This window comes from Pantoea jilinensis, assembly GCF_019104105.1.
In the GTDB taxonomy this organism is placed as follows: Bacteria; Pseudomonadota; Gammaproteobacteria; order Enterobacterales; family Enterobacteriaceae; genus Pantoea; species Pantoea eucalypti.
On record NZ_CP077746.1, the window covers coordinates 3356589 to 3369239 of the forward strand.

12 protein-coding genes are annotated in these 12651 nt (G+C 54.1%); 3 read left to right on the forward strand and 9 right to left on the reverse strand.

The features are described 5' to 3' along the window. Positions 1-170 precede the first annotated feature (170 nt). From coaE to yacG, 3 genes are read left to right on the forward strand one after another with little or no spacing between them, the layout of a single operon-like run. A complete protein-coding gene (gene coaE / locus KTJ90_RS15885; protein ID WP_110411653.1) occupies positions 171-779 on the forward strand; it encodes a dephospho-CoA kinase in 609 nt (202 codons plus the stop codon). A gap of 4 nt (positions 780-783) precedes the next feature. Further along, positions 784-1527, forward strand: coding sequence for a cell division protein ZapD (gene zapD, locus KTJ90_RS15890; RefSeq protein WP_078804747.1), 744 nt, complete (start codon positions 784-786; stop codon positions 1525-1527). Positions 1528-1535: 8 nt separating this feature from the next. Continuing rightward, entirely contained in the window at positions 1536-1733 is a 198-nt protein-coding gene (gene yacG, locus KTJ90_RS15895) for a DNA gyrase inhibitor YacG (protein WP_003854728.1), read from the forward strand. A 30-nt stretch (positions 1734-1763) separates the two neighbouring features. Here the strand turns inward: yacG and mutT are convergent, their stop codons facing one another. The 9 genes from mutT to murC all read right to left on the reverse strand — a co-directional run bounded on the left by mutT (position 1764) and on the right by murC (position 12628). After that, the gene (mutT, locus tag KTJ90_RS15900; RefSeq protein WP_003854730.1) at positions 1764-2159 is read right to left on the reverse strand and encodes an 8-oxo-dGTP diphosphatase MutT; all 396 of its coding nucleotides are present in this window, start codon (positions 2157-2159) and stop codon (positions 1764-1766) included. Positions 2160-2312: 153 nt separating this feature from the next. Continuing rightward, positions 2313-5018: a preprotein translocase subunit SecA gene (secA, locus tag KTJ90_RS15905; RefSeq protein WP_003854731.1), complete on the reverse strand. Its 2706-nt coding sequence runs from the start codon at positions 5016-5018 to the stop codon at positions 2313-2315. A 74-nt stretch (positions 5019-5092) separates the two neighbouring features. Further along, complete coding sequence (secM, locus tag KTJ90_RS15910) at positions 5093-5599, reverse strand: secA translation cis-regulator SecM (protein ID WP_003854732.1); 507 nt, start codon at positions 5597-5599, stop codon at positions 5093-5095. Positions 5600-5900: 301 nt separating this feature from the next. Next, positions 5901-6818, reverse strand: a complete 918-nt coding sequence (gene lpxC / locus KTJ90_RS15915) for a UDP-3-O-acyl-N-acetylglucosamine deacetylase (protein WP_008925578.1) — start codon at positions 6816-6818, stop codon at positions 5901-5903. A 101-nt stretch (positions 6819-6919) separates the two neighbouring features. Beyond that, positions 6920-8074 (reverse strand): cell division protein FtsZ, encoded by a 1155-nt coding sequence (ftsZ, locus tag KTJ90_RS15920; RefSeq protein WP_003854738.1) that lies wholly within the window; start codon positions 8072-8074, stop codon positions 6920-6922. 71 nt (positions 8075-8145) lie between these two features. Next, positions 8146-9402: a cell division protein FtsA gene (ftsA, locus tag KTJ90_RS15925; protein WP_003854739.1), complete on the reverse strand. Its 1257-nt coding sequence runs from the start codon at positions 9400-9402 to the stop codon at positions 8146-8148. After that, a complete protein-coding gene (ftsQ, locus tag KTJ90_RS15930) occupies positions 9399-10238 on the reverse strand; it encodes a cell division protein FtsQ (protein WP_003854740.1) in 840 nt (279 codons plus the stop codon). The genes ftsA and ftsQ overlap by 4 nt, the downstream gene beginning before the upstream one ends. A gap of 1 nt (position 10239) precedes the next feature. Beyond that, positions 10240-11160, reverse strand: coding sequence for a D-alanine--D-alanine ligase (locus tag KTJ90_RS15935; protein ID WP_078804748.1), 921 nt, complete (start codon positions 11158-11160; stop codon positions 10240-10242). Beyond that, entirely contained in the window at positions 11150-12628 is a 1479-nt protein-coding gene (gene murC / locus KTJ90_RS15940) for a UDP-N-acetylmuramate--L-alanine ligase (protein ID WP_003854744.1), read from the reverse strand. The genes KTJ90_RS15935 and murC overlap by 11 nt, the downstream gene beginning before the upstream one ends. Between the last annotated feature and the right edge of the window lie 23 nt (positions 12629-12651).

Genomic DNA, 12651 nt, shown 5'->3' on the forward strand with positions numbered 1-12651 from the left:
TATGATACGCGCCTCTCGCTGTGCGACAAGACTGCGAATTTCACTTTATTTACGCTACAATCCGTTAAATTTAGTTGTGATTTATCGGTGTGATCTGACACCCATTTTTTGCCTTTTTTAGTCAGATCATTACCCTGAACCCATGTCGTAAAAGAAGTCAGGTGAGAAACATGCCCTATATCGTCGCGCTTACAGGGGGGATCGGCAGTGGAAAGAGTACGATTGCCCAGGCATTCGCCGCGTCTGGCGTGGACATTATTGATGCTGACCTGATTGCCCGTGAAGTTGTTGAACCCGGCACGCCCGCTTTGCAGGCTATAAAGGGGCGCTATGGCGCGTCGATAGTGACGGAGCAGGGCATGCTTGATCGTAAACAGCTTCGCGACATTATTTTCCAGAAGCCGGAAGAGAAAAGCTGGTTAAACGCACTGCTTCATCCGCTGATAAACGCCCGGACGCGACAGCTGATCGCCCAGGCCACCTCACCTTATGTGCTCTGGGTAGTGCCATTACTGGTGGAAAATCAATTACAGCACCAGGCTGATCGGGTACTGGTGGTGGATGTTGATGAGGCAACGCAGTTAGCGCGGACTCAGCAGCGTGACCATCTTTCCGTCGAACAGGCGAAACGTATTCTTGCCGCACAGGCCACGCGCCAGCAACGCCTCGCCTGTGCCGATGACATTATTGATAACAGCGGCGAGCCCGACGACGCCCTGCCACAGGTTGCCGAACTCCATCAGCGCTATCTCAGGCTGGCGGCAACGAAACAGGATTAATACCATGAGTACACCCGTTCTGTTTGAACACCCACTGAATGAAAAAATGCGAACCTGGTTGCGGGTTGAATTTTTGATTAATCAGTTAGATGAAACCACGCCACTGGATAAAACCGTTAATGCGCTGACCTTTTTTCGCCTGATTGGCGAGTTGCTCGACATTTTCGAGCGCGGCGATATGCGGACTGAACTGTTGAAAGAGCTGGAGCGTCAGCAGCAAAAATTACGTGCCTGGGCTGATGTGCCGGGTGTCGACATGACGCTGGTGGATGCTCTGCACGATAAACTAAAAATTCAGTCAACGCAGTTGATGAATGCCCCGCGTATGGGGCAACAGCTCCGTGAAGATCGTCTGATTGCCCTGGTGCGCCAGCGACTCAGCATTCCCGGCGGATGCTGCAGCTTTGATTTGCCAGGCCTGCACATCTGGCTCCATCTGCCGCAGGAAACACGCGATGCGCAGGTCGAAGCCTGGATGCAGACGCTCGCGCCCCTGCATCATGCGCTGGCGATGGTACTGGATCTGATCCGCCAGTCCGGCGCATTCCATATGCAGACCAGTCTGAACGGTTTTTATCAGGATAATGCCGAGGGTGCCGATCTGCTGCGATTGCAGTTATCGCTGGACGATGCCCTCTATCCACAGGTGTCCGGACATAAAAGCCGCTACGCCATTCGTTTTATGCCATTTGATAGTGAGCGCGGTGAAGTTCCGGCCCGCCTTAACTTCCAGTTGGCCTGTTGTTAGAGGTAAACATGCAGCAAGAAGTCATGACCGTTTCCTGTCCGCAGTGCGGCAAAGATGTCATCTGGGATGAGCTCAGCCCGTGGCGCCCTTTTTGCAGTAAGCGCTGTCAGCTTATTGATTTAGGCGAGTGGGCCGCAGAAGAGAAACGCATTCCCAGCAGCGACGATATGAACGACAGTGACAACTGGAGTGAAGAAGAGCGCTGATAACAGGATGGGGCGCGCTGCCCCATCCACTCAGAGTTCGCCGGCGACCAGACGCGCAATCAGCTGATGATTCGCTGGCGGAAACTCCTCCGCGACCAGCGCATGCTGATCAACCCAGCGCTGCGGTTGCCCCTCTTTGCCCCACGGCTCCCCTTTCCACCCTTCAACCAGAAAGAAGTGCAGCGTTACGCGCAGATCGTCATAGCTGTGATCTGCATGACCAATCGGGCGAGCCTCGGTGACATCGATCCCGGTTTCTTCCTGGAGCTCCCTTATGAGTCCCTGTTCGGCGCTTTCGCCCGCTTCAATCTTACCGCCAGGAAACTCCCACTTATTTGCCATATAAGAGGTCGATGCGCGCTGGGCAAGGAAAATCTGTTTATTGGCATTGCGAATGATGCCAACTGCAACCTGCAGGTGCTTCATGAAGACTATCCGGTAGTAATGGTGAATGAAGGCTGATTTTAGAGCATGCCGTAACGGAAGTTAACCGCTTTAGCTCAGCATGGGCATAGTCATCGTAGTGGCAAAGGCCATAAAAAAAGGAGCCAGCGGCTCCTTTTTTATCAGCATTTAGCCTCAGGCGATACGGCCATGACACTGCTTATACTTTTTACCGGAACCACATGGGCAGGGATCGTTGCGGCCCACTTTGCGTTCTCCACTTTGCTCAGCCACAGGCTCAGCTGCCAGCAGATCTTCTTCCACATGGCTCAGCTGCTGTTGCTGTGCCAGACGTTCAGCTTCTTCGCGACGCTGTTGCTCCATCGCTTCAACTTCTTCTGGCATGCGCACCTGAACTTTGCTCAGCGTACTGATCACTTCATACTTCAGTGATTCAAGCATTGCGGCGAACATGGCAAAGGATTCACGCTTGTACTCCTGCTTTGGATCTTTCTGCGCATAGCCGCGCAGATGGATACCCTGGCGCAGATAGTCCATCGCTGCCAGATGCTCTTTCCACAGAGAGTCCAGCGTCTGCAGCATCACGCCTTTTTCGAAGTTGCGCATCATTTCCGCGCCCACGATCTCTTCTTTCTCTGCGTAGCTTTCCATGGCATGGGTCATGATGCGTTCACGCAGCACTTCTTCATGCAGATCGGGCTCTTTGTCCAGCCACTCTGCAATCGGCAGGTTAAGATCGAAGTCAGTGCGCAGACGCTCTTCCAGGCCAGGCACGTCCCACATTTCTTCCAGCGACTGTGGCGGAATGTAGGTATCGATAGTGGCTTTGTAGACATCGTGGCGAATACTGTTGATGGTTTCGCTCACATCAGACACATCCAGCAGCTCATTACGCTGACTGTAGATCGCACGACGCTGGTCGTTAGCCACATCATCATATTCCAGCAGCTGCTTACGGATATCGAAGTTACGGCTTTCGACTTTACGCTGCGCGTTGGCAATCGCTTTAGTCACCCACGGGTGCTCAATCGCTTCGCCTGGCTTCATGCCCAGTTTACGCATCATATTTGACACGCGGTCTGAGGCGAAAATACGCATCAGCGCATCTTCCATCGACAGGTAGAAGCGTGAAGAACCGGCGTCACCCTGACGACCTGCACGACCACGCAGCTGGTTATCGATACGACGCGATTCGTGACGCTCGGTACCCACGATGTGCAAACCACCTGACGCCAGCACCGCGTCATGACGAATCTGCCAGGCCGCTTTAATCTCTTCGATTTGCGCTTCAGTTGGCTCTTCCAGTTCGGCCACTTCAGCGTGCCAGCTACCGCCCAGCATAATGTCCGTACCACGTCCGGCCATGTTGGTCGCGATAGTGACCGCGCCCGGCTGGCCGGCCTGCGCCACGATGTCCGCTTCGCGGGCGTGGAATTTGGCGTTCAGGACGTTATGTTTGATACCGGCGCGGGTCAGTTCATTAGAGACCACTTCTGATTTTTCAATCGAGATCGTGCCCACCAGTACCGGCTGTCCATTGGCTGTACGCTCACGGATATCTTCGATAATCGCATCGATCTTCTCTTTCTCTGTCATGTAGACCAGGTCAGCCAGATCTTTACGCACCATCGGACGGTTAGTCGGCACGACAATGGTGTCGAGCTTGTAAATAGAGCTGAATTCGAACGCTTCGGTATCAGCAGTACCGGTCATACCGGCCAGCTTTTCGTAAATACGGAAGTAGTTCTGGAAGGTAATAGAGGCCAGCGTCTGGTTCTCGTTCTGGATCTCTACGCCTTCTTTCGCTTCAATCGCCTGATGCAGACCATCTGACCAGCGACGACCCTGCATGGTACGGCCGGTGTGTTCATCAACGATTACCACTTCGCCATCTTTCACGATGTAATCAACATCGCGGGTAAAGAGTGCATGCGCGCGCAGTGCCGCAGTGACGTGGTGCATCAGCATGATGTTGGTCGGCGAGTAAAGTGACTCGCCCGCCTCCATAATGCCCTGGCTGACCAGCAGCTCTTCCACTTTCACCAGACCGCGTTCAGACATATGAGCCTGACGCGCTTTCTCATCGACCCAGAAGTCGCCTTCACCCTGATGGGTTTCAGTATCTTCTTTATCCTGGCGAACCAGATGAGGGATGATCTTGTTCACTTTCGTGTAGAGATCAGAACTGTCTTCTGCCGGACCGGAGATGATCAGCGGTGTACGCGCTTCATCGATCAGGATGGAGTCGACCTCATCCACCAGCGCATAGTGCAGTTTACGCTGTACGCGCTCTTCCGGGCTGAACGCCATGTTGTCGCGCAGGTAGTCGAAGCCATACTCGTTGTTGGTGCCGTAGGTAATGTCTGCTGCATAAGCTTCACGCTTCGCCACAGCCGGCAGGCCCGACATGTTGATACCAATCGTCAGACCCAGGAACTCAAACAGTGGTCGGTTGTTTTCCGCATCACGCTGTGCCAGATAGTCGTTGACGGTCACCACGTGAACGCCTTTGCCAGAGAGCGCATTCAGGTAGGCTGGCAGCGTTGCAGTCAGGGTTTTACCTTCACCGGTACGCATCTCAGCGATGCAACGGTCGTTCAGCACCATGCCGCCGATCAGCTGCACATCAAAGTGACGCATACCGAACACACGTTTACTCGCTTCACGCACGGTCGCGAACGCTTCCGGGATCAGACTCTCCAGCGATTCACCTTTTTTCAGGCGCTCGCGGAACAGGTCGGTTTTAGCTTTCAGTTCATCGTCAGAGAGCTTCTCAAAATCAGGCTCCATCTTATTGATGACATCCACCACCTTGCGCATACGACGCAGCGTACGATCGTTACTGCTACCAAAAACCTTGGTTAATATTTTGCTAAACATAATAAATATATTCTCAATTCAGCCGGAGTATTCCGGACTGCGAAATCTAAACAGAGTGAGTAAAACCAATACTATTAGCAGAACAATCGGGCGGGTCCGGCGCGGATGCCATGCACACTGGCATGCCATTCTACCCATGAACGAGTAACGGCCATGAAGAGAGGCGGTGTTGCCATCTGCTGCGGTGCGGTATGCAGCGCAGAATGCGATGTCAGTAAATTATGCAGTGAGTCAATAAGCGCCAGCTTTTGGGCCGCCAGCGGTAACTGCTGTTGTTCCGCCTGCGCCTGGGGAGCAAGCGTGAAAGAGAGGTGACGAATAACGGTGCGGATGGCGTGCTGATGCCAGTAATCCACGCTGAAGCTCGGGCGCCGTGACGCTTCCTGGAGCCGGATTAAATGATCAAAGCGTGTGGCATTGCCAAGAAAGAGGCTGCTGGCTGGCGATTCAGAGGACGCGTTGGGTTCGGCGCTTTGCGCACAGGCTGGCAGGCCAAAGCTGGCCGCTACCATCCCTAACAGGAGATGAGGCCAGAAATAGCGTCTACCTAATTGTCGCCAGCGCTGAAGAATCCCGATCACAACCTTTCCATCGCGCACGCTCTGTTGCGCTCTTGTTTTCGTGTACCCGCCGCGAGCCGCAACGGATTTCGGCCTGTAAAAGCGCCACAGATAGTAACATTAATGTGGGGCATCCACACCTGGGATTAAAGTGGCGGCGTGAGAAAACGCGTGTGATTGTTCAGCAATTCAGCAGAACAGACAATGTGTTGCGAGCGACGTCGCAATCGTCAGGAGTATGACAGAAAGCCATAAAAAAACGGCTGGCGCCGCTGACCGGAGAGGGTGTCAGCATAACCAGCCGTTTCACGTTCTGGGGTAGTTAAGCCAGAACCAGATTCGGTGCTTTGAATGCCACTGGCAGTTCAGCTTCGTCTTCGAAGGTTGCCCATTCCCAGGCTTCCTGCTTAGCCAGAACCGCTTGCAGCAACTTGTTATTCAGCGCGTGACCCGATTTAAACGCAGAGAATGCGCCAATGATGTTGTGACCACACATAAACAAGTCGCCAATCGCGTCCAGCATTTTGTGACGAACAAACTCGTCCTCAAAACGCAGACCTTCTTCATTCAGTACGCGGAAATCATCCAGACCTATCGCACAATCTAAGCTACCGCCCAGGCACAGGCCTTTAGACTGCAGATATTCGATTTCACGCATAAAGCCAAATGTACGCGCCCGGCTGATTTGACGAACAAAGGCGTCAGCAGAGAAGTTCATCGCATAGCGCTGTGAGCTGGAGTCGATAGCCGGGTGTTTGAAGTCGATGGTGAAATCAAGCGAGAAACCGTTGTACGGTTTGATCTCGGCCCATTTGTCACCCTCTTCCACACGCACGGTCTGCTTAACACGCACAAATTTCTTCGCGCTGTTGAGCTGCTCGATACCCGCATCCATCAGCAGATAGATAAACGGTGCTGCGCTGCCATCCATGATCGGGATTTCCGGCGCATCGACTTCAACAATAATGTTGTCGATACCCAGACCCGCCAGGGCGGCATTGAGGTGTTCAACCGTTGAAATACGCACGCCTTCATCATTCACCAGGCAGGTACTCAGCATGGTGTCGCGCACGTATTTTGCATCAGCCGGAAAATCTACCGGTGGATTCAAGTCGGTGCGACGATAGATGACCCCGGTATTAGCCGACGCAGGGCGTAATGTCAGTGTGACTTTTTTGCCGGTATGTAAACCGACACCCGTCGCCTGAACAATACGTTTTAATGTCCTTTGTTTGATCATCGCATTATCTCGCAGTATCACCTTTCCGACCGCCAGTATACTTTACCAGCGGACAGACACTTTAGCACAAAGAGCGGATAATCCCAATTATAGGGTTAATCCTAATCGGCCTGCTTACGCAAAAAGGCCGGAATATCAAGATAGTCAGGCTCTTTGTTCGACTGCGCAGCCTGGTCGTTAACGACTTTGGCAGCTGGTTTTTGCTCCTGCGGCAGCGGTGACATACCGTGCTGCTGATAGCGATGATCCATCACTGGCTGGCTGGCTGGCTTGTTGGTGACCAGCGTGATTTCCGGACGTTTGTCCATGCCGATACCGGTTGCCACGACAGTGACGCGCAGTTCGTCATTCATTTCCGGATCCAGAGAGGTACCGATTACAACGGTTGCGTTGTCAGAGGCGAAGGCGCGGATAGTGTTACCCACGGTCTCAAACTCATCCAGACGCAGGTCGAAGCCCGCAGTAATGTTGACCAGCACGCCACGGGCGCCTGACAGATCAATATCTTCCAGCAGTGGGCTGGAGATCGCCATTTCAGCCGCTTCTTCCGCACGATCTTCACCGCACGCAACGCCTGAACCCATCATGGCATAGCCCATTTCGGACATCACTGTACGCACGTCAGCAAAGTCGACGTTCATCAGGCCCGGACGGGTGATCAGCTCGGCAATACCCTGGACTGCGCCTTTCAGCACGTCGTTAGCAGCGCCAAATGCATCCAGCAGGGAAATACCACGGCCCAGCACTTTCAGCAGCTTGTCGTTGGGAATAGTGATCAGTGAATCGACGTGCTTAGAAAGTTCAGCGATCCCCTGCTCAGCAAACGCCATGCGCTTTTTGCCTTCGAAGTTGAAAGGCTTGGTAACAACGGCCACCGTCAGGATACCGAGATCCTTAGCCACTTCAGCAACTACAGGGGCTGCACCGGTACCGGTACCGCCGCCCATGCCTGCTGCGATGAAGACCATGTCTGCCCCTTCTAGCGCAGCCCGCAGTGCTTCGCGATCTTCTTCTGCTGAGTTACGGCCTACTTCCGGATTCGCACCCGCACCCAGACCTTTGGTAATGTTATTACCGATCTGAATGGTCTGGCCGACAGCTGTTTTACGCAGCGCTTGCGCGTCGGTATTCACAGCAAAGAATTCCACACCTTCGATACGTTCGCGTACCATGTGCTCTACGGCGTTACCGCCGCCGCCACCGACGCCGATGACTTTAATCACCGCGTCGTTGGTTAATTCCATAGGTTCAAACATGATTTCTCTCCGTTATGTGCCTGTCGCCTGGAGATCACTAAAGAAAACAGCATGATCCCCTTTCACAAAAATTAAAACTCTTTTTTTAACCAACTGTTAATACGCTTGAACCAGTTACCTACTGAGACCCGTTTTTCGGTCTCTGCATCACCGTTCATGTGCGACTCTTTGCCGTAATGCAACAGTCCCACGGCAGTGGAGTAGTACGATTCCTGCGCATAGTCAGTCAGGCCGGTAATATTCAGCGGCTGTCCGATACGCACCTGCGTATGGAATACGCGTTGCGCACAGGCCGCCAGTCCTTCAATTTGCGCTGCACCACCGGTCAGGACAATGCCTGCGGCTAAGTGATGCTTTACGCCCTGCTGACGCAGTTGTTCCTGTAACTGCAGAATCTCGTCATTAACCAGATTCAAAAGTTCGGTATAACGCGGCTCAATCACTTCCGCCAGCGTCTGACGTTGCAGGCTACGTGGTGGACGTCCGCCCACGCTCGGTACCTCAACGTTCTCATCTTTGCCGACAATCGAGCCCAGCGCGCAACCATGACGCACTTTAATCGCTTCAGCATCCGTTGGCGGTGTGCCAAACGCATAGGCGATATCGCTGGTGACGACATTGCCTGCATACGGAATAACCTTAGTGTGCCGTAAAGCGCCGCCGGTATATACGGCTATGTCCATTGTACCGCCACCAATATCGACAACACACACGCCCAGCTCACGTTCGTCTTCAGTCAAAACGGCAAAACTGGAGGCGAGACCGGCAAAAATCAGCTGATCCACTTTCAGTCCGCAACGCTCAACGGCTTTAACGATGTTCTTCGCCATGTCGTTGTGGCAGGTGATCAGGTGCACTTTCGCCTGCATACGCACGCCAGAAAGCCCAACCGGATTCTTGATCCCTTCCTGATAGTCGATCGCGTATTCCTGAGGAATAACGTGCAGGATGCGATGCTCGTCGCGCACTCTCACCGATTTAGCGGTATGTACGACATTCTCTACATCATCCTGAGTCACTTCCTCTTCTGAAATCGGAACCATCCCGATTTCGTTCTGACAACTGATATGTTTGCCCGATAAAGCAAGGTAGACGGAGGAGATCTGGCAATCCGCCATCAGCTCAGCCTGATCGATGGCGCGCTGAACGCATTTCACCACCGACTCAAGATCGTTTACGCCACCTTTATCCATACCACGGGAAGGACAGCTGCCCACCCCAATAATGTTGACCATACCATCGGGCAGAATTTCCCCAACCAGGGCGGCAACTTTCGCAGTGCCGATTTCGAGTCCAACTACCAGTTTTCTGTCCGTTGCCTTGATCATTGTTGTTTAGCCTGTGCCTGGTTCTGTTGCTGATTACTGTCCTGTGGCTCCATCACGACCGGTGTCCAGCCAACAGAAGCGCCCGAGTCATATCGCAAATCCACGTAGCTGATACGTTTGCTCTCGTTCTGACCTTGCTGTTGCAGTACCGGGTAGAGCTCAATAAAGCGATTCAGTCGTTTCATGGTGTCGCTGCGTCCCAGTTCGATACGTACATCATCACTGGTGACCAGCTGCCATGAACGACGGGCCGTCATTGACGCCACCTTCAGGGTAAACTTCCGGGCTTTTAGCACATCATCCATGCTGTGATAGCCTGCCAGGACCTCTTTCTCACTCCCTTCTGGCCCATACAGCATCGGCAGTGTCTCTTTGCCGACATGACTGGCGGGTACGCTGAAGGCGTTACCTTCTGCATCCACCATATGCAAATCGTTCCAGCGCGCCACCGGCGTGTACTCCACCAGGTGGATCTTCAGTTCGTCCGGCCACTGCTTACGCACACTGACCTGCTTAATCCACGGCAGCCGCTCAATCTGCTGCTGCAGAATGTCCACATTCTGTGACATAAACGTGCCGGGCGGACCCAGCGACAAAATCGCCTGTCGAATATCGTCGTGCGTGGTGTAATGCGTCTGTCCTGTCACCACCAGTTTTGACAACGGCAGCCGGGACGCATCGTTCATCCACTTCAGCACCACCAGCCCGCCGGCAACCATAATCCCGATAACGATCAGCAGGAAAAAAATGCCGAACAGTCGGGCACCGTTACTGCGCCCGGTGCGAATACGCTCCTGCGGTTCACGGTTTCGAACTCTCATCGCCGCCTGTGACATATCAGTCGGCCAACTCCAGAATATGGGCTACCAGCTGCGGGAAGCTCATACCCGCCTGTTTTGCTGCCATAGGAACCAGACTGTGGCTGGTCATGCCTGGTGAAGTATTGGCTTCCAGTAACTGAAAGCGCCCTTCCCCGTCGGTCATCACATCAACCCGTCCCCAGCCACGACAGCCCAGCGCACGCCAGGCCGCCAGCACCAGCTGCTGCAATTCAGCTTCACGTCCAGCACTTAACTCGGCCGGACAGACGTACTGAGTATCGTCAGAAATGTATTTAGCTTCATAGTCATAGAACTCGCTGGCGCTCTTTATTTCTATTGAGGGCAGGATACGATCGCCCACAATCGCGACGGTATACTCCGCGCCGCTGAGAAACGCCTCGACCAGTACGTCATTGTCGTACTTAAACGCCATCTCCAGTGCCGCTGGCAGCGCGTGCAGATCGTTAACACGGCTGATGCCCACGCTGGAGCCTTCACAGGCTGGCTTCACAAACAGTGGCAGGCCAAGCGCTGCAATCGCCGCGTTGCTCTCCTCATCCAGCCCGCCCTCAAACTGCTGACGCGTCAGCCAGACAAATTTTCCTGATGGTAAACCACGCCCCTGCCACAGCAGTTTGGTGCGCAACTTATCCATCGTCACCGCCGATGCCATCACGCCGCTGCCGGTGTAAGGCAGTTGCAGGAATTCCAGCACCGCCTGCATCGTGCCATCTTCACCGCCGCGACCATGTAGCGCGATAAAGGCTTTGGTAAAGCCCTGCTCTTTCAGCGTCAGCACGGAGACATCGCGGGTATCGATACCATGTGCATCGATACCCATTTCCCGCAATCCGGCAATCACGGCCTGACCCGAGTTGAGCGAAACCTCGCGCTCTGCCGACGTGCCACCCATTAATACTGCAACTTTATCCGCCATGACGATCCTCCGCTTTGCGTTCCGGCTGGAGCTTCGTGTCCGCCAGCTTGCGGGCAACCTTGCCGACGTTCCCGGCACCCTGTACCAGAATCAGGTCATTGCCTGACAGCAGCGGTGCAAGCATCTCCGGCAGTGCGTCATGTTCCGGCACCAGAATCGGATCGACCTTGCCCCGGTTACGAATGGCACGGCAGAGCGAACGACTGTCAGCGCCTGGAATCGCGGTCTCACCAGCGGAGTACACATCCAGCATCAGCAACACATCGACATGCGACAGTACGTTGGCGAAATCATCAAACAAATCGCGGGTACGGCTATAACGGTGCGGCTGAAACACCATCACCAGCTTTTTATCTGGCCAGCCTGCGCGCGCGGCTTTAATCGTCGCGTCAACTTCGGTTGGGTGATGACCGTAATCATCCACCAGCATCGCGGTGCCCGGTTGTCCATTGACCGGCTCGGTCGGGAATTCACCCAGCAGATCAAAGCGACGGCCTGTGCCCTGGAAGCTCTCCAGTGCGGCCAGAATCGCATTGTCTTCGATGCCTTCTTCACTGGCGACGGCGACAGCGGCGGCTGCGTTCAGGGCATTGTGGCGACCTGGCGCGTTCAGCGTAATCTGCAGTGGCGCTTTGTCCTGACGAATCAGAGTGAAATGCCCCTGCGCGCCACTCTGCTCGTAGTTTTCAATGCGCAGATCCGCATCGTCACTGAAACCGTACGTGGTGATATGACGGCCCACGCGAGGAATCAGGTCACGAATAACTGCATCATCCACGCACATCACCGCACGACCGTAAAACGGCAGGTTGTGCAGGAAGTTAATAAAGGTCTGCTTCAGGTTCTCAAAATCGCCCTGATAGGTGTCCATATGGTCAGCTTCAATATTGGTCACAATCGCCACCATCGGCTGCAGATGCAGAAACGACGCATCGCTCTCATCCGCTTCAGCAATCAGATACCGGCTGTTACCCAGACGGGCATGGGTGCCAGCTGCTTTAACCAGTCCGCCGTTAACGAAGGTCGGATCGAGACCCGCTTCCGCATAAATGCTCGACACCATCGCCGTCGTCGTCGTTTTGCCATGGGTCCCTGCAACGGCAATGCCGTGACGGAAACGCATCAGTTCAGCCAGCATCTCCGCGCGACGGATCACCGGAATGCGCTGTTCACGTGCCGCTACCAGTTCAGGGTTATCCTGCGAAACGGCGCTGGAGACCACGACCACGCTGGCATCGGTCACGTTTTCAGGGCGATGGTTAAAATAAATAGTGGCACCCAGCGCAATCAGATTCTGCGTCACCGGGTTAGGGGCCAGATCTGAACCGCTGATATGGTAGCCTTCATTTGCTAACACTTCGGCAATACCGCCCATGCCAGCACCGCCGATGCCGACAAAGTGGATGTGCCGGACGCGACGCATCTCGGGCACGATAGAACGCAGTTTTGCCAATTGTTGTGTATTCATCGCTCTCTGTTACCTGCTATTTC

Excerpts from the sequence above, each read along its gene's own strand:
- coaE (WP_110411653.1), top strand. The coding sequence starts at position 171 with ATGCCCTATATCGTCGCGCTTACAGGGGGGATCGGCAGTGGAAAGAGT.
- zapD (WP_078804747.1), top strand. The coding sequence starts at position 784 with ATGAGTACACCCGTTCTGTTTGAACACCCACTGAATGAAAAAATGCGA.
- yacG (WP_003854728.1), top strand. The coding sequence starts at position 1,536 with ATGCAGCAAGAAGTCATGACCGTTTCCTGTCCGCAGTGCGGCAAAGAT.
- mutT (WP_003854730.1), bottom strand. The coding sequence starts at position 2,159 with ATGAAGCACCTGCAGGTTGCAGTTGGCATCATTCGCAATGCCAATAAA.
- secA (WP_003854731.1), bottom strand. The coding sequence starts at position 5,018 with ATGTTTAGCAAAATATTAACCAAGGTTTTTGGTAGCAGTAACGATCGT.
- lpxC (WP_008925578.1), bottom strand. The coding sequence starts at position 6,818 with ATGATCAAACAAAGGACATTAAAACGTATTGTTCAGGCGACGGGTGTC.
- ftsZ (WP_003854738.1), bottom strand. The coding sequence starts at position 8,074 with ATGTTTGAACCTATGGAATTAACCAACGACGCGGTGATTAAAGTCATC.
- ftsA (WP_003854739.1), bottom strand. The coding sequence starts at position 9,402 with ATGATCAAGGCAACGGACAGAAAACTGGTAGTTGGACTCGAAATCGGC.
- ftsQ (WP_003854740.1), bottom strand. The coding sequence starts at position 10,238 with ATGTCACAGGCGGCGATGAGAGTTCGAAACCGTGAACCGCAGGAGCGT.
- KTJ90_RS15935 (WP_078804748.1), bottom strand. The coding sequence starts at position 11,160 with ATGGCGGATAAAGTTGCAGTATTAATGGGTGGCACGTCGGCAGAGCGC.
- murC (WP_003854744.1), bottom strand. The coding sequence starts at position 12,628 with ATGAATACACAACAATTGGCAAAACTGCGTTCTATCGTGCCCGAGATG.